Annotated in this window: 24 protein-coding genes; 13 read left to right on the top strand and 11 right to left on the bottom strand. The window is 68.6% G+C overall.

Features of this window, described 5'->3' with window-relative positions:
• Positions 1-44 precede the first annotated feature (44 nt).
• The 5 genes from QSK17_RS33800 to QSK17_RS33780 form a co-directional block, all read right to left on the bottom strand.
• Entirely contained in the window at positions 45-431 is a 387-nt protein-coding gene (locus tag QSK17_RS33800; RefSeq protein WP_285710318.1) for a VOC family protein, read from the bottom strand.
• Entirely contained in the window at positions 428-721 is a 294-nt protein-coding gene (locus QSK17_RS33795; RefSeq protein ID WP_285710317.1) for an ArsR/SmtB family transcription factor, read from the bottom strand. The genes QSK17_RS33800 and QSK17_RS33795 overlap by 4 nt, the downstream gene beginning before the upstream one ends.
• 208 nt (positions 722-929) lie before the next feature.
• Entirely contained in the window at positions 930-6,386 is a 5,457-nt protein-coding gene (locus tag QSK17_RS33790) for an ATP-binding protein (protein ID WP_285710315.1), read from the bottom strand.
• A 483-nt stretch (positions 6,387-6,869) separates the two neighbouring features.
• Positions 6,870-7,508, bottom strand: coding sequence for an HD domain-containing protein (locus tag QSK17_RS33785; protein ID WP_285710314.1), 639 nt, complete (start codon positions 7,506-7,508; stop codon positions 6,870-6,872).
• Positions 7,509-7,762: 254 nt separating this feature from the next.
• Complete coding sequence (locus QSK17_RS33780; RefSeq protein ID WP_285710311.1) at positions 7,763-8,134, bottom strand: DUF6247 family protein; 372 nt, start codon at positions 8,132-8,134, stop codon at positions 7,763-7,765.
• 445 nt (positions 8,135-8,579) lie between these two features.
• Here QSK17_RS33780 and QSK17_RS33775 point away from each other — a divergent pair, with 445 nt between their 5' ends.
• Together QSK17_RS33775 and QSK17_RS33770 are read left to right on the top strand one after the other, a co-directional pair.
• Positions 8,580-9,551 carry an ATP-binding cassette domain-containing protein gene (locus tag QSK17_RS33775; RefSeq protein ID WP_285710308.1) on the top strand — a complete coding sequence of 324 codons (972 nt, stop codon included), beginning with the start codon at positions 8,580-8,582 and terminating at the stop codon, positions 9,549-9,551.
• The gene (locus tag QSK17_RS33770) at positions 9,548-10,399 is read left to right on the top strand and encodes an ABC transporter permease (RefSeq protein WP_285710306.1); all 852 of its coding nucleotides are present in this window, start codon (positions 9,548-9,550) and stop codon (positions 10,397-10,399) included. The genes QSK17_RS33775 and QSK17_RS33770 overlap by 4 nt, the downstream gene beginning before the upstream one ends.
• Before the next feature lie 17 nt (positions 10,400-10,416).
• Here QSK17_RS33770 and QSK17_RS33765 read toward each other — a convergent pair whose 3' ends face one another.
• Positions 10,417-13,527 carry an ATP-binding protein gene (locus tag QSK17_RS33765; RefSeq protein WP_285710304.1) on the bottom strand — a complete coding sequence of 1,037 codons (3,111 nt, stop codon included), beginning with the start codon at positions 13,525-13,527 and terminating at the stop codon, positions 10,417-10,419.
• Between the two features lie 141 nt (positions 13,528-13,668).
• Here QSK17_RS33765 and QSK17_RS33760 point away from each other — a divergent pair, with 141 nt between their 5' ends.
• Together QSK17_RS33760 and QSK17_RS33755 are read left to right on the top strand one after the other, a co-directional pair.
• On the top strand, positions 13,669-14,370 hold the full coding sequence (locus QSK17_RS33760) for a DUF2975 domain-containing protein (RefSeq protein ID WP_285710301.1): 702 nt from the start codon (positions 13,669-13,671) through the stop codon (positions 14,368-14,370).
• Positions 14,370-14,603 (top strand): helix-turn-helix domain-containing protein, encoded by a 234-nt coding sequence (locus tag QSK17_RS33755; protein ID WP_285710299.1) that lies wholly within the window; start codon positions 14,370-14,372, stop codon positions 14,601-14,603. Before QSK17_RS33760 ends, QSK17_RS33755 begins: the two co-directional genes overlap by 1 nt.
• 267 nt (positions 14,604-14,870) lie before the next feature.
• Here the strand turns inward: QSK17_RS33755 and QSK17_RS33750 are convergent, their stop codons facing one another.
• The 4 genes from QSK17_RS33750 to QSK17_RS33735 form a co-directional block, all read right to left on the bottom strand.
• On the bottom strand, positions 14,871-15,116 hold the full coding sequence (locus QSK17_RS33750) for a hypothetical protein (RefSeq protein ID WP_285710297.1): 246 nt from the start codon (positions 15,114-15,116) through the stop codon (positions 14,871-14,873).
• On the bottom strand, positions 15,117-15,449 hold the full coding sequence (locus tag QSK17_RS33745; protein WP_285710295.1) for a DUF6247 family protein: 333 nt from the start codon (positions 15,447-15,449) through the stop codon (positions 15,117-15,119).
• Between the two features lie 408 nt (positions 15,450-15,857).
• Positions 15,858-16,163 (bottom strand): YrhB domain-containing protein, encoded by a 306-nt coding sequence (locus QSK17_RS33740; RefSeq protein ID WP_285710293.1) that lies wholly within the window; start codon positions 16,161-16,163, stop codon positions 15,858-15,860.
• Positions 16,164-16,381: 218 nt separating this feature from the next.
• Positions 16,382-16,627: a hypothetical protein gene (locus QSK17_RS33735; RefSeq protein WP_285710291.1), complete on the bottom strand. Its 246-nt coding sequence runs from the start codon at positions 16,625-16,627 to the stop codon at positions 16,382-16,384.
• A 385-nt stretch (positions 16,628-17,012) separates the two neighbouring features.
• Here QSK17_RS33735 and QSK17_RS33730 point away from each other — a divergent pair, with 385 nt between their 5' ends.
• The 7 genes from QSK17_RS33730 to QSK17_RS33700 all read left to right on the top strand — a co-directional run bounded on the left by QSK17_RS33730 (position 17,013) and on the right by QSK17_RS33700 (position 20,648).
• Complete coding sequence (locus QSK17_RS33730; RefSeq protein WP_285710289.1) at positions 17,013-17,441, top strand: hypothetical protein; 429 nt, start codon at positions 17,013-17,015, stop codon at positions 17,439-17,441.
• The gene (locus QSK17_RS33725; protein WP_285710287.1) at positions 17,435-17,668 is read left to right on the top strand and encodes a helix-turn-helix transcriptional regulator; all 234 of its coding nucleotides are present in this window, start codon (positions 17,435-17,437) and stop codon (positions 17,666-17,668) included. The genes QSK17_RS33730 and QSK17_RS33725 overlap by 7 nt, the downstream gene beginning before the upstream one ends.
• The gene (locus QSK17_RS33720; protein ID WP_285710284.1) at positions 17,665-18,645 is read left to right on the top strand and encodes an NAD(P)-dependent alcohol dehydrogenase; all 981 of its coding nucleotides are present in this window, start codon (positions 17,665-17,667) and stop codon (positions 18,643-18,645) included. Before QSK17_RS33725 ends, QSK17_RS33720 begins: the two co-directional genes overlap by 4 nt.
• A 203-nt stretch (positions 18,646-18,848) precedes the next feature.
• Positions 18,849-19,286: a hypothetical protein gene (locus QSK17_RS33715; RefSeq protein ID WP_285710281.1), complete on the top strand. Its 438-nt coding sequence runs from the start codon at positions 18,849-18,851 to the stop codon at positions 19,284-19,286.
• Entirely contained in the window at positions 19,270-19,554 is a 285-nt protein-coding gene (locus QSK17_RS33710; protein WP_285710279.1) for a site-specific integrase, read from the top strand. Before QSK17_RS33715 ends, QSK17_RS33710 begins: the two co-directional genes overlap by 17 nt.
• A 235-nt stretch (positions 19,555-19,789) precedes the next feature.
• Positions 19,790-20,053 carry a hypothetical protein gene (locus QSK17_RS33705; RefSeq protein ID WP_285710278.1) on the top strand — a complete coding sequence of 88 codons (264 nt, stop codon included), beginning with the start codon at positions 19,790-19,792 and terminating at the stop codon, positions 20,051-20,053.
• 238 nt (positions 20,054-20,291) lie between these two features.
• A complete protein-coding gene (locus tag QSK17_RS33700; RefSeq protein ID WP_285710276.1) occupies positions 20,292-20,648 on the top strand; it encodes a hypothetical protein in 357 nt (118 codons plus the stop codon).
• A 68-nt stretch (positions 20,649-20,716) separates the two neighbouring features.
• Here the strand turns inward: QSK17_RS33700 and QSK17_RS33695 are convergent, their stop codons facing one another.
• A complete protein-coding gene (locus QSK17_RS33695; RefSeq protein ID WP_285710274.1) occupies positions 20,717-21,457 on the bottom strand; it encodes a TetR/AcrR family transcriptional regulator in 741 nt (246 codons plus the stop codon).
• A gap of 103 nt (positions 21,458-21,560) precedes the next feature.
• Between QSK17_RS33695 and QSK17_RS33690 the strand changes: the two genes are divergently transcribed.
• Both QSK17_RS33690 and QSK17_RS33685 read left to right on the top strand, forming a co-directional pair.
• Positions 21,561-22,280: a DUF2306 domain-containing protein gene (locus tag QSK17_RS33690; protein WP_285710272.1), complete on the top strand. Its 720-nt coding sequence runs from the start codon at positions 21,561-21,563 to the stop codon at positions 22,278-22,280.
• A 65-nt stretch (positions 22,281-22,345) separates the two neighbouring features.
• Positions 22,346-22,585, top strand: a complete 240-nt coding sequence (locus tag QSK17_RS33685; protein WP_285710269.1) for a hypothetical protein — start codon at positions 22,346-22,348, stop codon at positions 22,583-22,585.
• Positions 22,586-22,759 lie beyond the last annotated feature (174 nt).

Here is a 22,759-nt window from a genome sequence, read left to right as displayed (position 1 = left end):
ACTTGACCGCGGATGCGGTCGTGGCCGGCGTCGGCGCAGGGTCCTTACTTGCGGTGCGCGATTTGGATCAGGTTGCCGCAGGTGTCGTCCAGGACCGCTGTGGTGACCGGGCCCATCTCCAGCGGCTCTTGGGTGAAGCGGACCCCGAGCTCGCGCAGCCGGTTGAACTCCGCAGCTACGTCCTCCACGGCGAAGGAGGCGGCCGGGATGCCGTCCTCGACCAGCGCCTCCTTGTACGGCTTCACGGCGGGATGGCCGTCGGGCTCCAGCAGCAGTTCGGTCCCGTCGAGGTCTTCCGGTGAGACCACGGTGAGCCAGCGGTCCTTGCCCAGCGGGATTTCGGTCTTCTTCACGAAGCCGAGCACGTCGGTATAGAAGCGCAGGGCCTTGTCCTGGTCATCGACGAAGACGCTGGTCAGGTGGATCTTCATGGGGTGCCTCCGGGTGTATCGGGCTTGAGCCACCGGGTGATGATGCGCTCAAGGGGTTCGGTGTCCAGATCGTGGAACTTGTAGCGCCCCTGGCGCCGCGAACGGACCAGACCTGCGGATTCCAGTACGGCCAAATGCTGACTGATCGCCTGGCGGGACAGTCCGAGACCGTGCTTGGTCACCAGCCGTGTGCAAATCTCGAACAGGGTCTGGCCGTCCCGTTCCACCAGCTCATCGAGGATGTGCCGGCGGGTGGGGTCGGCCAGTGCCTTGAAGACATCCTCCGCCATAACCCTCACCATAGGCAAGTAGCGACTTGCCTATCAAGTTGGGCTTGCTGCGCCCGAAGGCCCAGCAAGCCCGCCGAACTCCGACCGTGCCGCCGCAAGATCTTCCGGCGACCAGCGGATGAGTGGGGCAGGCAATCCGGTTGCGGAAACAGCTGCGGCAGCCGGCAACCGCCCACACGGAGGTGCCCCGGGTTTCGTGGAGTCCTGGCTAATGGGACTCGATGGCCTCGATGATGCGCGGGCGGAGTTCGGAGGCGCGGATGACGGCGTCGACGGAGCCGACCTCGACCGCGCGCTGGATACTGTGCACCCGGTCGAACTCCGCGGCCACCTCGCCGAGCTTCTCCGCGCGGACCGACGAGCGGAACTCGTCGAGCTCCGCGGTCAACGCGGCCCGGTCGGCGCCGGAGGCGGCCGCGGCGCGGGCCTCCAGGTCCCGTACGCGCGGGTCGGCCGCCGTGCGGGCGCCGACGTCGCCGGAGAACACCACCGCGGCGGCGGGGGCGCCGCCGAGCACCGAGGCGAACGAGCCCTCCAGCGCGAGCACGGTCATGTTCGGGTTCAGCGCCTTCGAGAACACCACGAACGCGCCGCCGTGGTACCTCGAGATCACGCAGAACACAATGGGCCCGTCGAAGTTCACGATCGCGCGGCCGATCTCGGCGCCGTACTCCAGCTGTAGCTTCCGCATCGACTCCGGCGAGCCGTCGAAGCCCGACAGGTTCGCCAGCACCACCAGCGGCCGGTTGCCGCTGGCCGCGTTGATCGCCCGCGCGGCCTTCTTCGACGACCGCGGGAACAGCGTGCCCGCGGTGTAGGTGTCCGGGCCATCGGTGGGCGGGAAGCCACGCCGCGGCACCGCCCGTGACTCGATGCCGAGCAGGCACACCGGCATGCCGCCGAGGTGCACGTCCTGCACCACCGCGGTCTCCGCGTCGGCCATGCCCGCCCAGCGTTCCAGCACCGGGTGGTCCTGGTCGGAGAGCGCCCGCATCACGGTCCGGATGTCGAACGGCTTCTTGCGGTCCGGGTTGGCCTCGGCGGAGAAGATCTCGCCGACAGTGGTGAAGTCGCTTCCCTCCACGGCATGCACAAAGTCGGAGATATCGCGGTCGACGGGGTCGGTCGTCTCCGCCCGCCGCGGCGCTTCCTCGCCGGGTGCGACGTACGTGTGGTTGTAGTGCGACATCAGCACGTCCCGGGCGGCGGCCAGATTCGGCGCCCAGTACTGCGCCTGCCCGTTCGGGCCCATCACCCGGTCGTAGCCGCCGATGCCGAAGTTGTCCTCGGCCGACACGCCACCGGAGAAGTCGAGCGACTGCTTGCCGGTGAGCACCATCGCCGAGTCCGGCGTCATCACCAGGACACCCTTGGTGTGCATGAGCATCGTCGCCTCGGCGTTCCAGTACGGCTGCGCGCCGACGTTGATGCCCGCGACCACGATGTTGATCTCGCCGCCGTCCTGGGTGAACTCGACGATCCGCTTGAGCGCCGCGGCCACCCAGTCCATGTTCTCCGTGCCCGACTCCATGGAGATCCGGGCGCCGGAGGACAGCGCGTACCACTCCAGCGGCACCCGCATCCGCTCGGCCAGGTCCAGCGCGGCGATCACGCGGCGGCACTCCTGCTCCGACAGCGCGCCGAGCGACTTCGTCGGGTCGCCGAGCAGCACGACCCTGGTGACGCCCTGCGGGTGCAGCCGGGTCGGCGTGGTGACCACGCCCGCGACGATCGCCGCGGTGTTGCGCCCCTTCGGCCGGTCGACCTGCACCAGCGCGTGGTCGTCGTCGAGGTCGTACTCGACGAAGTCGCCGAGCAGGCCGGTCAGCTCGTACGGGTACACCGTGTTGCGGCTGCTCGCGCGCAGCACCTTCTGCCGGTAGTCGTCGAGCGGCTCGACCGACTCGACCGACGGCTCGCCGACGGTCAGCTCGGTGCCGCCGGCGGCGTCGAAGGAGATGCGCACGGCGATCTTGGCCAGCTCGCCGGTCTTCAGGTCGCGCTGCCGCGCGATGAAAAGGATCTCCTCCAGCCCGGCGCCCGCGGTCGTCGGCCTCATGCGCCGGGCGATCATCTCCATCTCCGCGCGGGTGATGTCGCTGGGCGGCCAGACGTAGATCACGATCCGGTTGGTGTTGAGGCGTTTCTTCGACGGTCGCCGCGACTGCGCGCGGCGGATCGAGTCGAGGCAGGCGGCGACGGTGTCCTCGGTCGTCGGCAGCGCGACCAGCCTGCCGTCGTGCTCGCGCAGCTCGGTCAGGTCGCGCACCTGTGCGAACGCGACGAGGCGGTCGTCCGACGGGTTCTCCCGCGCCACGCACTGGAAGAGGTAGACCTCCTCGTCCGATGACGGCAGCCGGGTGAGGTCGAACTTGCTCAGCCGCTCGAGCTGCATCCGCTGCGCGATGTAGGGGTGCAGACCGCGGATCAGCCGCTCCTCGGTCATCCCGACGGTCGACGGGCGGAACGTGAAGTGGTGGTGCATCACCGCGCCGCCGCGGCCCGCGACGGTAGCGGTGAGCCTGCGGACCTGGCTGGGCAGCGGGTGTGCGCTGACGACCTCGTGCAGCGCGGCCGCCATCGCGTCGGAGTCCTCCGGCTGCCTCTCCCACGCCAGGTAGATGTCGGCGTCGATGGCGTCCTCGCCGTTCGCCAGCTCCGCGAGCCCGCGCAGCGCGCTGCCGAGCGCTTCGAAGCTCACAGCGGAGGAGACCACGCACGAGCCCGCGCGCTCGGCGACCACGAACGTGCAGCCCGCGACCTCGTTGGTGCGGACGCCGGCGAGACCCTTGTTGCCGTAGTACCGCCGGGTCAGCACTTCCAGCATGATCGCGTTGTCCACGTCGTCGCGGATGAGCCGCTGGCCGAGCAGCCGCACCAGCGGCTCGGTGCTGCGCACCATCTCGGCGATGCGCTCGGCGCGGTCCGGCGCGTCCGGGTGCGCGTCCAGGTGGCGCAGGTGCTTGCGGACGTCGGCGTAGACGCGGGCGCGGTTGCGGCGCAGCAGCGGCTGGCCGAACCAGGCGAACACCACGCCGCGGGCGAGGTCGGAGACCACGGGGAAGCGGACCTGCGTCGCGGCCACCAGCCGCTCCAGCGCGAGACCGGCGGACTCGCGCAGCGCCTCGTCCGGCGGCGGCTCCCGCAGCCACGCGCGCAGCAACGTCGCGACGACCGTCGCGTCGGCGGACGCGCGTTGCTGGGCGAGGAAGATCCGGAACACCGCGGCTTCGAGCTCGGGGGAGCGCTCCAGCTCGGTGACACCGTAGTGCCCGAGCGCCTTGGCGAGCTTGGCCTGGAACGCCTCCGGCAGCCCGGCCCGCTCGACGTCGAGGCTCTGCAGGTAGGTGTGGAAATACTCGCGGGCGCTGTACACGTGGCCGTCACCGCCGCCGTCCTCGCCCGCCGGCCGGTTGCGGCTCAGCTCGGCGAGGTCGGCGAACACGTCGACGAGTTCGAGCTCCTCGGCCAGCGGCCGGTGGCCATCCTCGATGACCGCCCGGCGCACGGCGAGATAGTCGTCGAGCACCCGGCGTTCGTCGTGCGGGTCGAGGTCGAAGCCCAGCAGCAGGCTGCGCAGGTCCTCCTGGCCGCGCGTGGTGCGCTCCCGCGCCGGGATCGTCCCGGGTGCGGCGGGCAGGTCCACCTCGACGGACCCGGCGGCCGAGGTGTCCCCGGCTTCGACGTCGTCGGCGAGCGGCTCCAGCCGCAGCAGCGGTGCACCGGTCTCCACCTGGCTGCCCACGGACACGACGCATTCCTTCAGCCGCGCCTTGAACGGCGCCCGCAGCACCGTCTCCATCTTCATGCTCTCCAGCACCAGCACCGGCGCGCCCGCCTCGATCTCGGCGCCGACCTGCAGCGGCGTGGCCACGACCAGCGCCGGCGCGGGCGAGCGGACGACGCCGCCCTCGTCGCGGCTGACCCGGTGCGTCACGCCGTCCACCTCGACCAGGTGGATCGGCCCGTGCGTGCCGGTGAGCAGGCGGTACCGGGTGCCGTTGACGACGATCCGCCCGGTGTGCCGGTCGAAGCGGTCGAGTTCGACGTCGGCGGTGCGGATGTCGGCACCCGCTTCGACGCCGACGCGGAACCGATGCGCGCCGACCCGCGCGACGCGCACGCGGTAGCCGACACCACGCAGCTTGAGGTCCAGCGGTCGGCCGCTCTCGTGCTGCACCTGCGGGCGTCCGCCGAACGCCGTCGACAGCAGCCGCTGCCGCTCGACGCGTTCCTCCTCCTCGTACGCCTCGATGGCGGCGGCCGCCAGCGCGACGGCGGAGTGCCGATGCGAGACGAGCCTGCCCTCGCCGCGGACGCGGTCGATCCACCCGGTGTCCGCGCTGGCGTCGATCACCTCTGGCTGGTCGAGCAGGTCGAGCACGAAGCTCTTGTTCGTCGCGCCACCCTCGATGATCACCGTGGTCTGCGCCATCGCCCGGCGCAGCCGGCCCAGCGCCTGCTCGCGGTCACGGCCGTAGGCGATGATCTTCGCGATCATCGAGTCGAAGTCGGCCGGGATGCTGTCGCCCTCGCTGACACCGGTGTCCACGCGGATGCCCGGCCCGGCGGGCAGCACCAGTCGCGCGATGCGGCCCGGGGAAGGCGCGAAGTCGCGGTCGGGATCCTCGGCGTTGAGCCGGGCCTCGACGGCGTGGCCGGCTTCGCCCGGTTTGGCGCCTTCCAGCTTCCCGCCGTTCGCCACGTGCAACTGCAGCCGGACCAGGTCGGTGCCAGTGGTGATCTCGGTGATCGGGTGCTCGACCTGCAGCCGGGTGTTGACCTCGAGGAAGGCGAACAGCTTCTCGCCAGGGTGGTAGAGGAACTCGACGGTGCCGGCGCCGCGGTAGTCGACGGCCAGCGCCAGCCGCTCGGCCGACGCCTTCAGCTCGGCGGTCTGCTCGGGAGCCAGCACCGGGGAGGCGGACTCTTCGATGATCTTCTGGTTGCGCCGCTGCACCGAGCAGTCCCGAACGCCCAGCGCCCATGCGGTGCCCTGCCCGTCGGCGATGACCTGGACCTCGACGTGCCGGGCGCCGGTGACCAGACGCTCCAGGAAGACCACGCCGGAGCCGAAAGCGCGCAGCGCCTCCTGGCTGGTGCGCTCGTAGGCGTCGGCCAGGTCCTCGCTCGAGGCGACCATCCGGATGCCGCGCCCGCCGCCGCCCGCGGTCGCCTTGAGCATCAGCGGGTAGCCGATCTCGTCGCCGGCGCGCAGCGCCTCCTCAAGGGTCGCGACCTCGCCACGGCTCCACGGCGCGACCGGGACGCCGACCTCCTCGGCGATCAGCTTCGCGCCGATCTTGTCGCCGAGCTTGCGCATCGCTTCCGCGCTCGGCCCGATGAAGGTGACGCCGATCTTCTCGCACAGCTCGGCGAACGCCGGGTCCTCGGCGACGAACCCCCAGCCGACCCACGCGGCGTCGGCCCCAGTCTCCACCAGCGCCCGCTCCAGGACGGCGTGGTCGAGGTACGGGCGGGCCGAAGCGGGGCCGAGCGAGTAGGCGACGTCCGCTTCACGGACGAAGGTCGCGTTGCGGTCGGCGTCGGTGTAGAGGGCGATCGTCTCGATCCGCGTCCCGGATTCCGCCGAAAGGTCCCGCACCGCGTGGATGAGCCGCATCGCGGCCTCTCCACGGTTGACGATGGCGACACGACTGAACACCGGCTGAGCCTCCCCAAGTACCCACGCACAGAAGGCGACGTCCGGGTCCCGGAGCGTCGCCTGCACCTATCTACACCCTGCTCGATTAGCCCCGGCTACACCAATGTCCCGCATCGCGCGTACTGGAGCTGCTGCGTTGTGGGAACCCCACAAAAAGCGACCCGGGACACACGGCCCGGCCGCCGTCTCACGCAAGGCCTGCCACAAAGCACGACCGCGCCCCTGCGGCGAGGGGCGGATTCTCTCCCCATGGGGGTGGTCCATCGGCCATATCGCGGCATGGCCGGCCGCGCGGCCGCGGCTCGGCCGCAGCTCGGCCGCAGAGCGCCGCCGCACCACCTGCTCACATCCCGTACGTGTACCCGAGGGTGCCGAGATCGAGCGTGAGGACTTCACAGCGGTCGTATGCGGCGGAGGTCACCTGCGGCCAGTCGGCGAACCGGGGGACGACAAGTCCGGGGACTAATGCACCGGCCGCCCCGATCACTCGGGCCAGGGGGAGTTCTTGATGACCTCGACGAAGTCGATGTGCCGATATCCGGGGACGAAGTGTTCGAGCACGTCGGCGTTCACTGTGCCGAAGGTCGTGTCCGGGCGGTGCTCGAAACCCTCCTTGAACGCCTGAAGAATCTCTCGCTTGAAGTCGGGCCGCGGGTGCGCGGCCGTCACGGCGTCGAGCTCCTCCTGGCTCAGGTTGTCCAGGCGCATGCCGAGCACGTCGGTCTCCACACCCGCGGTGGTCGCGGCGATCTCCGGGGCCATCCTGTAGGGGACCTCGGGCGTGGTGTGGAGGGCGATCGCCGTCCACACGAGATCGGCGTCGGCTTCGGAGAAGCCGTGGGAACGGAGGAACGCGCGGGCCTGATCGGCACCGTCAAGTTCGAAGCGCTGATCGTCGCTCCGATAGGGCGGTACGAGACCCGTGTCGTGGAAGAGGGCCGCGATGTAGAGGAGTTCCGGATCGGGGGCGATCCCGAGGGCACGGGCTTGCAGGCTGCCGAAGAGGAACACCCGGCGCGAGTGGTGGAAGAGGAGCGGGGTCGACGTCTCCCGTACGAGCGACGTCGCTTCAGCGGCGATCGGGCTGTCAGGGATGGCGACCCCGGCGATCGTCTCGGACACGGGCGGCTCCCATCGAGAGCGGTCGTGACGCCCCAAGATCATGGAGCTGCCGGATAATCCGAGGGGTGGATACCCTTCACGCCGCAGGTTAGGGTCAACGATCGTTAGGGCTTCTCCCTAATACGATGTTTCTCGCCGAGCTACAGCGGAATCCGTGCTGGCCGGGACCTCTCCTCGTGGAACGCTGCGAGCGCTTCGGCGGGAAGTGCGGCGATCTGCTCGTCTACTTGCTTGCTCCTGCTGACCGTATACATCTAAAGGTTGAGTTCCACGCCGAGTTCGGATGCACGTTCGGCAAGAACCTCCCGCAACGGTCGCCCCGGGACGTATTCGCCACGTTCGATCTGCTCTTGGATGCGAGCCCCGTGTTCCAGGACCGCTTCGTACTCCCCGGTTGCCTTCATCCTGGCCATGTGCCACCAATGAGCGAGCAGGGCGTTGACGGGCGTGAGGTCCAGTTCCTCGGTGGCCTTGGCCATGGCCCGCCGGTAGTCCCTGTCGAAGTAGTCGTGATCGCTAGGAGGAAGGCAAGCGCGGATGTTACGCGGACTACGGTCGACCTTTAGGGACTCCACGATCTGTTCAGGCGTCCTAACGCTGATCAGTTCGTGCGGCTCGGCGGTCATGCCGCTACCTCCTCACGTTCACCCTCGGCTCGGGTAAGCGAGCCGAGGCATCTGCCGTCGAGCTTAGCCGTCGTGGGCCGATAGAGATGGCTGATGGGAACGTCGGGATAACCCAGCGTCATCGTGGAGCCAGCAAGCCCAGCGTATGGGCGGTCCGCCGGGTCGCCCGGCTGCGTCCGGAGGTCTGTCAGCTCCGAGAAGAGCGGGAGCGGGTCTCATAGCATTGCGCATCGCCTCGACGACGTGGGGACAGCGCGCGGGCCCTTCTCTCGGACGGTGAAGATGTTGCCGCGGATGGCGAAGACATGCCGTAGTGGAGAAGGACACCGGAGCCGGTGAAACCGCCAGGTCAGAGGTGAAACCACCGTGAAGCCGCGATGAAGCCGACAAGGCAGAAGCTCTCCTCGGACGCCGGGAGGTACCCGGCGGAGAGAGGAGACGCGTCATGGCGGACCTCAGTGCGGTCCGGGCCGACAGTCTGGTCAAGAACTTCGGAGACTTCCGGGCCGTGGATGGAATCGACCTTCACGTACGGCAAGGCGAGATCTTCGGAGTCCTGGGCCCCAACGGAGCGGGTAAGACCACGATGCTCCGGATGCTCGCCACCCTGCTCCCGATCGACGGCGGTCACGCGGAGATCTTCGGCGTCGACGTCCGGCGGGAACCCCACCGCATCCGGCAGCTGGTAGGCGTCACCGGCCAGTACGCCTCGGTGGACGAGGACCTGACCGCCCGGGAGAACCTCTGGCTGTTCGCCCGTCTACAGGGCCTGACCGGCACCCGAGCCAAGACCATCGCCGTCGAGCTGCTCGAACGCTTCGGCCTCCAGGAGGCGGCCGACCGTCCCCTGTCCCAGTTCAGCGGCGGTATGCGCCGCCGCCTGGACCTCGCGTCGAGCCTGATCACCCGCCCACCCCTGATCTTCCTGGACGAGCCCACGACCGGCCTTGATCCACGAACCCGGGGCCAGATGTGGGACACCATCCGCGAGCTGGTCACCGACGGCTCCACGATCCTCCTTACCACCCAATACCTGGACGAGGCCGACCAACTGGCCGACCGCGTAGCCGTGATCGACCGAGGCCGAAAGGTCGCCGAGGACACCCCCGACGCCCTGAAGACCCAGGTCGGCGACTCGACCCTGCAGCTCAACCTCGCCGATGGCTCCGACACCGTCCTGGCCGCGAACGTCGTCCGCCGGCTGCTGGGCGAGGAACCGGTCCTGACCCCGGAATCAGGACGCATGAACATCCCCCTCCCCGACCCCAACCGGGCCGCGGACGTCCTGATCGGCCTGCGGGAAGCCGGCCTCGGCATCTCCTCGGTGAGCGTCGCCAAACCGACGCTGGACGAGGTCTTCCTGGCGCTGACCGGCCACGGCGCCGACGACGAACCCCAGATGGAGGCGGCCCGATGACCACCACGAGCACCATGACCACGACCCCTCTCACCCCTCGCCGCATCGACCCGTCCGCCGTGGTCGCCCGCACCACGGCCCGCAGCTCGGTCCAGGAGACCTGGGTTCAGATCCTGGCGATGGCACGGCGAGCCCTGAAGAAGATGCGCCGCAAGCCCGAGCAGTTCTTCGACGTCCTCATCCAGCCGCTGCTGTTCACCGCGATGTTCGCGTTCATCTTCGGCGGCGCGATCTCCGGAAGCGTGTCGGACTACCTGCCGGTACTGATCCCGGGCATCCTCGCCCAGACGGCCCTGACCGTCTGTATGGCGACCGGCGTGCAGTTGCGCGAAGACATGGACAAGGGGGTGTTCGACCGCTTCAAGTCCCTGCCGATCGCGCGGATCGCCCCCCTGGCCGGGCCGATGATCGCCGACCTGATCCGTTACGGTCTCGCGTCGGTGCTGACGCTCGTCGCCGGCCTGGCCATCGGTTACCGCCCCGGCGGCGGTGTTCTCGGCTGCGTCGGCGGCATCGTACTCACGGTGATCGCGGGCTGGTCATTGGCGTGGATCTTCACCTGGCTGGGCACGATGGCGCGTTCCGCGCAGAGCGTCCAGGGCATCTCGATGATGATCATGTTCCCGCTCACCTTCCTGTCCAACGCCTTCGTCCCCGCCGAGACGCTGCCCGGGTGGCTGCAGGCGTTCGTGAAGGTCAACCCGGTGTCGCATGTCGTCTCCGCGGTACGCGACCTGTTCAACGACGGGGCCGTGACGGCCGAGGTCGGCTGGGCGGTCATCGGCTGCGTGGTCGTCGTTGCGGTCTTCGCTCCACTGGCGGTCCGTTCGTACTCCCGCAAGATGTAGACAAGATGTAGACGGTGTCAGACCACCCGCTCCAGGACGGCATGGGCCTCGGCCAGCAGGTCGGGGCCGCGTCGTTCACCGTATTCGGCCTCGATCCGGGATATGACGCCGGGGGCGATCCGTTCGGCGTGCGCGGACAGCACCGACCACTGCATTGTCGGGGTGAACCGGTTGTAGGCGAACCGGTCGGCGAGCACGAGCAGCCGGACCCCCTCCTCGGCGGGCAGCGCTCCCTTCAGCAGGCCCCAGATGCCCAGCCCGGCGAGCACCATCCCCACCAAGGGGTAGTCCCTGAACGTGTGGTCCGGGCCGAACATGATCAGGACCTTGGTCCGCAGCGACTCGAAGAAGTCCGCGCCGTCGTCGCCCTCGCCGTACTGCGCGAACGCCGAGAGCGCGATGACCTCGCCCAGGATGGTCCACGGTGTGAAACCGTCCGGCGTGCCCGGGACGCGCAGGTTCCGGAGCACCTCGGCGGTCTCGCGGTGCCGCCGCAGTCCCTCGGCGATGTCGCCGTCGACCAGGGCCAGTTGGGCTCTGCCGGCGGCGGCCGACAGGATCCCGCCGTAGGTGCCGTGGGAGGCGAGCGCCTCCAGGTCGTCGATCATCCGTGCGGCCTCGTCGCGGCGCCCCTCAGTGAGCGCCGCCATGGCGAGGGCGGCGCGGAGCTGGATGGCGTCGTCCACCGCCCCGAGGCGTTCGAGCACCGGGAGCGCCTCGGTGGCGTGTCCGGAGGCCGACGCGGAGTCACCGAGGTGCGCGTACAGGCCGGCCAGCTGGGTGTGCAGCACCGCCCGACGCCAGGGACCGCCGTCGTCATCGACGAGCTGGAGGGCGGCCCGGGCCGCTTCGATCGCGCCGACCGGGTCGCCGGCGTTCTCCCGGCCGTGGCTCAGCCAGTGCAGCGCGACCTGGCGGATCATGGGGTCGGGATCGGCGATCAGCGTGTCGAAGCCGTTCTCGGAGTTCGCCACTGTGGTGAGCAGTGCGGTCACCAGCGCCCGGATGGCCGGGTTCGCCGAGTCGGCGCCCAGCGCGGACAACATCTGTGCCAGCCCCCCGATCTCTTCGGCGGAGACCATGACGGTGTTGAACAGTGCCATGCTCAGGGCCACCCGGGCCCGGTCGAGGAGCCGGGGCGGCGGCGTCCAGCCGGTCAGCGCGGCGGCGACGGCCGGGGTGAGGACGATGCCGCGCGGATAGTCCCCGCGGATCGTCCAGTAGCCGTCCAGAGTGGAGAACAGCACCACCACCGCTTCGGGGTCGGGGTCGGCGAGGGCCTCGCGCAGGATGTCGGCGAGGTTCGTCTCCTCCGAACGCAGTCGGTCCATCGCGTGGACCTGCTCCGGCGAGTACAGCCGGACGCCGTACCGGTGGGCGTAACCGACGGCCCACGCGCGCACGGCGGCCCGCGCCTCGGCGGCCTCGCCGGCCGAGTCCAGCCGTACCCGGCCGAACTCGCGCACCGTCTCCAGCATGCGGTACCTGACGCCGTCGGCCGTCTCCACGACGGTGAGCAGGGACTGCTCCACGAGCTCCTCGATGTCGCCGAGAGCGTCGCCGCCGAGCACCTCCTCCGCCGCGTCGAGGGCGAAGCCGTCCGGGAAGGCCGAGAGGCGGCGCAGGGCCCGGCGCTGCCGCTCACCGAGAAGGTTCCAGGACCAGTCGATCACCGCCAGCAGTGTCTGGTGCCGGGAAGGCGCGCTCCGGTCGCCGCCGCGCAGCAGCGCGAACCTGTCCTCCAGCCGGCGGGCGATCTCGACCGGTGACATCACCCTCACCTTCGCGGCGGCCAGTTCGATCGTGAGCGGCAGGCCGTCCAGGCGGGCCACGACGGCGCGCACGTCCTTCTCGTCGAGGCGTACGCCGGGCCGGGCCGCGGTCGCGCGGTCGCGGAACAGCTCGACGGCGTCGCCGGTTCCCAGCTGGGGCAGCGGGTAGACGCGTTCGGCGGCGATCGCCAGCGGCGAGCGGGTCGTGGTGAGGACGCGCAGCTCCCGCGTGGTCGCGGTCAGATAGGCGACCAGATCGGCGACAGCCTCCACCAGATGCTCGCAGTTGTCGAGCACCAGCAGCGTCGGGGCCAGGTCGAGCTGCTGGGCGATCCGGGCGCGGACGTCGGCGCGCTGCCGCGGGGTGAGTGTGCGGCGTCCGGTCACCGAGTCGCGGACGCCGAGCGCCGACCCGACCTCGCCGACCACGTCCTCGGGCGCGGTCACGCCGACCAGCTCGACGAAGTGCACCACCGGCTGCGGGGCCTCGCGGGCGACGGCATGGGCGAGCCGGGTCTTGCCGAGCCCGCCCGGGCCGAGGATCGAGACCACCCGGGAGGTGGCGAGCAGCGCCCGCACCCGTCGGAGGTCGTCGTCGCGGCCGAGCAGCGGGGTCGTGTCGAACCGCACGCCGGCACGTACGGGGCTGTCGAGCGCCAGCAGCTCCTGGTGGACCCGCCGCAGCTCCGGGCCGACGTCGGCGCCGATCCGCGCACGCAGGTCCGACCGGTAGCGCTCGAAGCGGCCCAGCGCGGCGCCCGTCCCGCGCACCGCCGCCTCGCTGCGCAGGAGGTCGGCGAGCAGCCCCTCGTCCTCGGGGTGGACGCGCACGGCCTCCTCGAGCCCGGGCAGGGCGGGGCCGTGGTCGCCGCTCCGGCTCCGGGCCCGGGCGAGCACGAGCCGCGCGGACGCCAGGTCGCGTTCCGCGCGCCGGCGAACCTCGGCCAGCGGGCCGCCGCCCTCGGGTGGCAGCGCCCCGACGCCCAGCGCGAGCGCCTCCTCCGCCACCGCGGCTGCCGTGGCCGGATTCTCGACGAGCAGCGCCCGCGCCCGGCCGGCCAGATCGTGCAGCCGGACGGCGTCGATCCGGTCGGCCGGAACCTCGAGCCGGTAGCCGCCCTCTTTCGTGACCAGCGCCTCCGACCCCACGACCGACCTGGTCCGAGACACCAGGACCTGCAGCGCTTTCGCTGGATTGGCTGGTTCGTCGTCCCCCCACACCTCCGCGACGAGCCGATCCGCGTTCACGGTCCGGCAGGCGAGTGCGAGAGCTGCGAGCAGCGCCTGAGCCCTTTCGCCGACCACCGGCTGCCCTTGCCACCGCACACCGTCGAGCAGGCTCAGGTAGATCGGCATAGCGAAAGTCTAGGCTTCGCCGAGCTGCTCGGGACCAGCTCGGGGGCCTGCATCGGGACGACGGGACCCCGCTTGACTCTTTATCGTTTATCGATAGCATCGACGAACGATAATATCGACCAACGATATGGAGTCGCTGCTGTGTCCCTCGACAGGCCCACCCTCCTGAAGCGGACGGCGATCGCCGTCCGCCTTCTCCTGGTGCTGTTCGCCGCCATGACGGTCTATGAGGTCGGTCGTGCGGCCTTGACCGGCGGAGAGAACGCCTTCGGTTCCCGCGGCGCCCAGAGCCTGGTGTGCGTGGCATCGCCGGGCATCGGCGCCGTGAAGGGAAACATCTTCGAGAACCCCCAACGCATGAAGGCCCTGGCGGCGAGCAGCACCATCGACGACAACCCCTACCCCGTGCGGAGTGGAGTCGAGTTCGCCCACCCGCTGCCCCGGATCTGCAAGGACGACTCCAGCTTCGGCACGCAGTTGCTCTATCAGACGTCGAGGTTCGCCACCCCGCTTATGCTGCTCGTCGCGCTCTTCCTCCTCGACCGGCTGATCGGACGCGCGCGGCGGGAGAGCGGTTTCGATGAGGTGGTCGTCGCCAGGCTGCGGTTCCTCGGCGCGTTCCTCATCATCGGCGCAGTCGCGGCGTCGCTGTACGCGGCTGTCGTTGAGACCGGGCTGGCCGTATCGATGGTGGCCGGCTCCGTCAGGAGAGTATGGGAGATGGCCCTGTTCGGCTGGGACGTCCCGTGGGCGTCCGTGCTTGCCGGACTAGGGTTCGTAGTCATGTCGAAGGTAGTCCGCGTCGGCGCGCACATGCGCGAGGAACTCGAAGGAACTGTCTGATGTCGCCCGCTGAAAGCCCTGAGCACGGCATCGAGGTACATCTGGATCGGTTGCTCGAAGAGCGCGGTATGACGGTGGTCGAGCTGGCCGACAAGGTGGGGATCACCAACGTGAACCTGTCGATCCTTAAGAACAACCGCGCGAAGGCGATCCGGTTCTCCACGCTGAGCAAGATCTGCGAGGTCCTCGACTGCCAGCCCGGCGACCTGCTGTCCTTCACACCCCGCTCTTGAACTGGTCTGGCACGTGGGTGAGGAAGTCTGTAAGAGCGATCAAGGCCCGGGTCCGGAATGTGTCCCTGGCCTGGGCCTTCGCTCCTGGAGCAGGTGACGGGAGTCGAACCCGCGCCGTCAGCTTGGGAAGTCTTTCAAGACCATGCTCTCTGAACTGGGCGAGGGTCACCTGGGCTTATGTCGATCGAGTGACCGTGAGTCCCTGTGATTCCCTGTTGGGCGCTGATCGTACGGGCACGCAACGGGCACGCTCACGCTCGCCGAGAGCTACGGCCATTCGATGCGAACGAGATAGGTCTCCCGCTGGTGCTCCAGGGCGACGTAGGTAGCGAGACCGCGTTCGCCGAAGGCGTGGGTAAGCATGTTCGCTTTGGGTTTGGCCGAGTTGTACGGTGTCCCGCTCCAAGGGGCGGTCTCGAGAAGCGTGAATAACTCCGCGAGGGGTCGAAGTGCTTCGTCAGGTAGTGCAGCGATCTGCTCTTCGGCGACTGGATCAACGATGAGCTTGTACACCTATACATCGATTCCACGGGCGGCGAGGATCTCGCGCCACGGCTTTCCCGCAGGGGCGGGTTCGCCGGCCAGAACCTGCTTGGCCCGGGCATGCATCTGCCGACGGCCCTCGGGGTCTCGTGCGGAGTCGCAGGCGGAGATCCACCAGCGATGCATGAACGTGTTCAGCGCCGCAAGGTCAAGGCTCACCCTGACCTCATCGAGCACCGCCTTCAACCCGGCATCGAACGCCTCGCGGTCCTCAGGGACGACAAGGGCGGCCCGTATGGCTCGAAGGTTCTTCTCCGGCAACAGCGTCTCGCTAGGCATAAAGTCGTGCGGTTGCGCGGTCATGGCCTGCTCCCTTCCCCGTCTACAGAGAGTACAGAGGGTGGACGACATCGTTCATGAAGACTCGGTCTTACCAGTGACTGAGGAGATCGTCGGACGCGATGACGATGAGGGCGACGGCGCAGCCGGGTTCCTGGCTTCGGTGAGCTGATCAAGGACTAATGGCCCGAGAAGATCAAAGAGCCGCAGAAACAATCAAGGCCCGGGTCGGGAATGTGTCCCTGACCTGGGCCTTCGCTCTTGGAGCGGGTGGCGGGAATCGAATCCGCGCTGTCAGCTTGGGAATTGTAGGGATCATGCCTCATGGGACCGTTGACCTGCGGCTGGGGCCGGTCGTGAGTGACCGTGAGTGCCCTTGTCTTACCGGTGTTAATGGCACGCTAATGGCACGACGACCATGTCCGGGACCCGTCACCGTTCGGCGCGAGATCGTGTGTGCTCATTGATGTAGTGCTCTAGCGGGTGCGCGGTACCCGTGGGAAGGATCGCGCCGTCTTGGCGGTCGATGAGGATGGGTGCATTGCCAGCCAGCATGGCGCTGAATTCCCCGGTCCGTACGTACCGGGCCGATTGGTAGTAGTAGACCCAGCCGATGGGGTACTCCTCCACGCCGACGACGACGATGCCACCGTCGTAGTCGGAGTATCCGCGGGCCTCTTCATAGATTCGGGCGAGTTCTTTGTCGGCGAGGCCTCGGGCTTCGGGCTCGGTCAGCATCTCTTCATCATGAACGTCTTGGTGCGGCGTCCGCACACACCTTCGCCCGGCTGATCGACCCGCTGTCCCCGGTCTGCTCGGCTTGTCCCGGGTGATGGCTGACGGGATGATCAGACCCCCCACCTCAGCCACTGATCGGCCGCCAGGGACGTGCATGCCACTGGCGGTCATCCCGGAGCCGGAGACCCCTGCCGGAGGCTTGCCCTTGGGCTGCTTGGTTATTGCGGGCGGTGCCAGGGGTGCTCCTTGTATCGGAGGACATCGATCAGGTGTCGGCTGTATCCGCTCGCCTGTACCACTTCGTCGATCTTTTCTGTGCGTGCGTGGTGAGGTAAGAGCTGCTGGACGAGGCTTGCTATCTGTGCGCGGATCTCTCGCAGTTCAAGCGCCATGCGACGTTCTTCTTCGCCGAGTCTGTGTAGTTCGGCATAGCGACCGTCTTGGGGTGGGTTGATCTCGGCCATGCCGCCAACTGTAAATGGTGCTTTGTTGCAGTCCTATGGACGTGATCAGCTCGCAGTGCGCTGATGGTGCGTAGTACTGACGGCGTGTGTCGAGTGGGCGGCCCGGCCGCTGGCGGCCGGGACCGGCCCCCAGGCTGCATGCCCGGCCGCCGATGCCCTCATCTCAAGCAGATGAGGGCGTCTTCAGGCGTGTTCGCTAGGGTCGCCGGAGCACCGCTCCGCGGTGCGGAGGTCGCAAACAGTGGCGGGCCCACGGCAGATGCAGCGCGTCGACTGCGGTGCGTTGCGGGCGGGCACACCGAACTCGATGTAAGGAATTCTGGACACCACGTCAAGCATTCGTTACATTAATGGTGTCGAAAATGTTTTACACCGAGGGGTAGGCATGGCGCACAGAGAGAAGCGCGCGTGGATCATGTTGGTCGTCGCCGTGGTGGCGTACGCCGTCTACGTGGTCACTGTGGTGGGCCGCGGGGGTGGGCGGCCGTTGACGGAGGCTCCTTACGCGGCGGCGTTGCTGTGGACCGTCGGCGCGTCGATCGTGGCGAACATCGTGGCCGAGACCGCGATCGGTGTCGTGAGCCCCAAAGCGTCGCGGGCCGCGGACGTGCGTGATCGACAGATTGGCCAACTCGGCGACTACGTCGGTCAGTCGTTCCTGGTCATCGGGGCGGTCGCGGCGATGCTCATGGCGATGGCTGGGTGGGACCGGTTCTGGATCGCCAACGTGATCTACCTGGGCTTCACGCTGTCGGCGGTCCTCGGCTCGGTCGCGAAGATTGCCATGTACCGCGGGAGGCTCCCGCAATGGTGAAGCCGACCCGCGTGACGAACTGCATCCGCGCACTGCGCTTCGCGCACGGCGAGATGACCCAGGCCGAACTGGCCGAACGCATCGGCGTGACCCGGCAGACCGTCATCGCCATCGAGCAGGGCCGGTACTCGCCCTCCCTCGAAGTGGCCTTCCTCATCGCCAACGTCTTCGGCGTAGGGCTCGACGATGTGTTCCAGTACCCCAACTCTGGCGAGGAGACATCATGAAGGCGATCGTTCAGGACATGTACGGCCCGGCGGACGTGCTGGCACTGCGTGACATCGACCGGCCCTCGGTCGGTGACGACGAGGTGCTCGTACGGGTGCGTGCCGCAGGCGTGGACCCAGGCGTATGGCACCTCATGACCGGTCGGCCGTACCTGGTGCGGGCCTTCGGGTTCGGACTGCGCAAGCCCAAGGTGCCGGTACGCGGCCGGGACCTGGCCGGGGTTGTGGAGGCCGTCGGTGCGCGGGTTTCACGGCTGCGACCGGGGGATGAGGTGTACGGGACCTGCGAGAGCGGCTCCTTCGCCGAGTACGCAACCGCGCGGCAGGATCGGCTGGCGATCAAGCCGGCGAACCTCTCCTTCGAGCAGGCCGCGGTCACGCCTATCTCCGGGACGACCGCGCTGCAGGGCCTGCGCGACTGCGCGGGCCTGCGGCCAGGGCAACGAGTCATGGTCATCGGCGCGGCGGGCGGCGTGGGCAGCTTCGCCGTGCAGATCGCCAAGTCATTCGGCGCTACGGTCACCGGCGTGTGCAGCACCCCGAAGGTTGACCTCGTCCGTTCCCTCGGCGCCGCCGAGGTCATCGACTACACCCACAGCCAGATCGACGGCAACGGGGCACGGTACGACGTCATCATCGACACGGCGGGTAACCGTCCGGTATCCCTGCTGCGGCGCGCCCTGACGCCGCGCGGAACCCTGGTCCTGGTCGGCGGCGAGCATGGTGGCGGCCGGCTACTGGGCGGCTTCGACCGACAGATGCTGCGCGCACCGTTCATGTCCATGTTCGTCAGTCAGCGCCTGCGCAGCCTGATGGCCAAGGAACACGCCGCCGACCTCGAGGAACTACGACGGCTCATCGACTCCGGCGCCGTCACACCCGTCATCGACCGCGCCTACCCCCTCGCCGACGCCGCCGACGCGATCCGCCACCTCGCTCAAGGCCACGCCGCCGGAAAGACCGTCGTCACCGTATAGGTACTCGCCGTCGACCCCGTACCTCAGCACCCGGTCGACGACCTGCCCGCAGCGACGCGATATCCGTGGGGACACTGCGAAACCCGACCACATAGCCATCCAACGACACCCGCACCACTGACGTCCCAACGTCCGCTCATCGGCATGTGAGTGAGCCACCAGGCCGCTCAGGTGTCACCGACGGTAACCAGGACGACCGAGCCTTGGTCGGCAACGGCGTCTCGGTGTCGATGGCGGCGAAGGCGTATCGGCTGCTGCGGGCGGTATTGATGACTGCGGCCGAGGAGGATCAGATCATCTCGGCCAATCCGTGCCGGATCCGCGGGGCCGGCGACGAGCACCCGGAAGAGCGGCTCGTGCTGACCGTGGCCCAGGTCTTCGAGCTGGCCGAGAGGGTAGGCCGTCGTCCGGTCGGCAACGTCCGCAAGGTCAAGAACGGTGCCTATCGGCTGCGCTTCCAGCGGCATGGCGAGATGCGCACCCATCCCGAGGTTTTCCACAGCTGTGCTGATGCCGAGCGGGCGCTGTGGAAGATGGGTATGGATGGCCGGGCCGACTCCACGCAGGATCGGCGGTTCCGCCCTGGTGCTGCTGGCGACCTTCGCGAGTCTGCGGTGGGGGGAGGTGAGCGCGCTTCGTAGTGACCTCGATCTGGAGGCCGCGACGGTTCGCGTTCGGGCGGCCTTCATCGAGCGGTCTACGGGTGAGCTGGTTCTCGGGCCTCCGAAGTCCAAGGCGGGACGGCGGGTGATCGGTATCCCGCAGGCGATCATCCCCGCGCTGCGTGAGCACCTGAGTACTTACGTCCTTTACGAGCCCGGCGCGTTGCTGGAGACCGGCCCCCAGGCCGCATGCCCTGGCCGCCGAGCGAGTGCAGGGCCGCGAGGCGGCGCGCAGCGCCGCCCTTGATCCCTAAAAGCGCAATTCGGCAGTGCGGCAGGATCTACTCAATCAGCCCTTTTCGTCCTGCTGCCCACCGAAGCGCCTTGGAATCCCGTCGAGCCAATGGTCCGGAGCCATGTAAGGCTCCCTGATGTACGCTCACGATCACGGCTCAATTGCGACCCTGATGTCCATGCTGACTTGGGAGGATTCCATTGGTCCGCAGCATTAAGCTCCTGCCCTTCACCTTCAGTTCCGCACCGTGACCAAGGAGAAGGGGCGAGACGACCCCGACGACTTCTCGGGGATCAGCCTCGGCGGCGTGGCCTTCATGTTGACCGTCATAGCCCTGAGACACCCTTGGCAGACGCTCAAGGAACTGCTCAAGGTGGTCCGCCGACTGGGCCGCAGGGCGCTCAGGCTCGCAATGGTCCCTGCCGCGCTGGTGGCCGCAATCGTGTTGTCGCGCCGAAGAGATCGACGCCCCACCTTCGAGGACTACCTGCATGGCCGCGACGAGGAATGAGACCACCCGTGACCGAGATCTCGGGAATCGAACCCGCGCTGTCAGCTTGGGAATTGCATGGATCAAGGCCCGTACGGACGCTGACCTGCGCGTGGAGCCGGTCATGAGTGACCGTGGTTGCCCCCTCGTCACCCTGCCTAATGGCACGCCAATGGCACGGTGATCGCGGCGGGATGTGGAGGTGGGACGCTTCTTGGATGGATCCCTCGGAGTTTGCCGCAGCGGGAGGCGTAATAGGGTGATCAGTTTCGACGGGACCTTCTACCGCATCACGGATCCCGAGTTCGAGATGACCATTCCAGCGTGGGAAGGGTACGAGCCGGATACCGCTGACGAGGCAGACGTGACGATCACCTTCCGCGACGGCTCCCGTCGGTACGCGACGTTCATGACGCTGGATGTAGTACGGCGAATCATGGACAAGGACGCGCGCACTGGTGAGTGCCTTGGCGGCCGGTACTTCTGGTGCTCAGATTTGATCATCGTCAGGGATGCCGGGTTCGAAGGAATGGCGGCTGCGATCCGTGACCTGGTCTCCTCAGGAGGCATCGAAGGAGCCTGTGGCCTCCTCGCCCCCCTTGACGAGGTGGAGTAGCCGATGCTGACCGAAGGAGCTCGCGGCTCCGCGCCTCCTGCGGCGCCGCGCCGGTCGGCTGACCCGGCTCAAGCCCGGGCGGCGCGTTCGATCGCCACCCCCACCCCGTCGAGCAGGTGGTCCAGGCCAGCGCGGAAGTCGTCGTCCGGACCGGCCCCCGGGTTGGGGGCGAACACCCCGGCCTCGACGGCGCAGGCCAGCGCCGGGAACCGGCCGGGTTCGGCGAGCTCGGTGAGCAGGGCGGCGTACGCCCCGTCGGCCCCTTCCTCTGGTTCGGCGGTCATGGACGTCAGGAGCTGGGCCGCGCCGCGCACGTAGTGCAGCACCAGCATGACCACCGAGAACCGGGCCCGCTGGTCCAGCGGCGTGCCGCCGAGGGCGCGCAGCGCGGCGTCCAACCAGGCGAGCTGGCCGGGGTCCACCGGCGGGGAGTTCACCAGCTGGACGATCCACGGATGCCGCAGGTAGACGCCGAACAGCTCGACGGCCCACCGGGTGAGTGAGCCGCGCCAGTCGGCCGGCGCCGTGCCGAACTCCGGCGGTGGGCCGGGCGCGGCGACCAGCATGAACAGGTGCAGGTCGTCCTTGCTGGCCACGTACCGGTACAGCGACATGGGCGCGCAGCCGAGCCGTTCGGCGAGCCGGGCCATGGACAGCGCGGCCAGGCCCTCCTCGTCGGCGAGGGCGACGGCCGCCGCCACGATCCGCTCCAGGCTGAGCGCGGGCGTGCGTCCCCGCCCCTTCGGCTTGGCCCGCCCCCACAGCACGTTCAGCGCGTGCGGCAGCTCGTCTCCGATGTTGTCCGGCATTCCAGGGAGCTTACCAGTTTGCGTATGGCCTACGCGTTGCGTATATGGTACGCATTAAGCGTATGGCATACGCATCCACTCGACCCTCCCCCTTGGAGTCGTCATGCACACGACGATCGACAGTCCTCCGCCGGTATCGGCCCGCCGGCGTCCGTGGTGGCGGCGTCGCTGGACGGTGCCGCTCGGCCTGGTCACGGCCGGGTTCCTCGCGTTCTCGCTGCCGCCGTACCTGACCGGGGACCCGTCGCTGTCCCGGGTGCCGCAGCCAGAGGGGTTCGGCCTGCACTACCCGCTGCTCGTGGCGCATGTGCTGTTCGCCTCGGTCGCCATGGTCACCGCGTTCTTCCAGGTGTGGCCGTGGTTCCGCCGGCGGCACTCGGTGTGGCACCGGCGCGCCGGGCGGGTCTACGTGTTCGCCGGGGTGCTGCCGGCCGGGCTGACCGGCCTGGTCATCGGGGCGCGCACCCCGTTCGGGCCGTTCCTCGCGGTCAGCGACGTGCTCCTCGCCTTGCTGTGGCTCGCCTTCACCGTGGCGGGCTGGCGCGCCGCCCGCGCCCGCCGGTACGCCGACCACCGGCGCTGGATGCTGCGCAGCACCGTGCTGACCTACTCCATCATCACCAACCGGGTGTGGACCGGGATCCTGATCATCGCCCTGCCCCCGCTGCAGGACACCGTCTTCCACGGCGACCCCGACCTGATGGCGTGGACGATCTCCGGCCTGTCCGGCTGGCTCGGCTGGACGATCCCGCTGCTGGTCGTGGAGTGGTACCTGGAGCGCGAGGTGGCCCGCCGCGGCCGCCGCACCGCGCTCGCGACCTGATCCCGGAGGTTGATCCCGGATTCAACACCCGTACGCGGTGGGTGGACCTGGTCAAGGAGATGGGGATGCGGGGGCTCCACTTTCCTGACCTTCGTCACACCGGCAACATGCTCGCGGCCGAGTCCGGAGCGGGGCTCAAGGACCTGATGGCCCGGTTGGGGCACGACAAGGTGCCGGCGGCCATGATCTATCAGCACGCCGTACGCGGGGCGGACAGGGCGATCACGGACGCGATCGAGCGGCAGATCATCGGACGCGATGAGGATGATGGCTCGGCGAGGGTTGGTGGGCTGATCACGAGCTAACCTCGTGAATTCACCGACATGCGGATGATCGTCACCTAGCGTCACATACGACAAAAGGTGCCGCTCTGACCTGGCATGATCTGGATTGACTAGATCTTGATCCTGCAGGAGAACGGCACCTCGAAAGTGAAGCCTACGACACCCGCCGGATTGCGGCGGAAGATCAAGCGTGTT

It is taken from the genome of Microtetraspora sp. NBRC 16547 (assembly GCF_030268965.1).
Taxonomy (GTDB): Bacteria; Actinomycetota; Actinomycetes; order Streptosporangiales; family Streptosporangiaceae; genus Microtetraspora.
The sequence above is the reverse complement of the archived record's forward strand: the minus strand, read 5'-3'. Positions and strand labels throughout refer to the sequence as shown.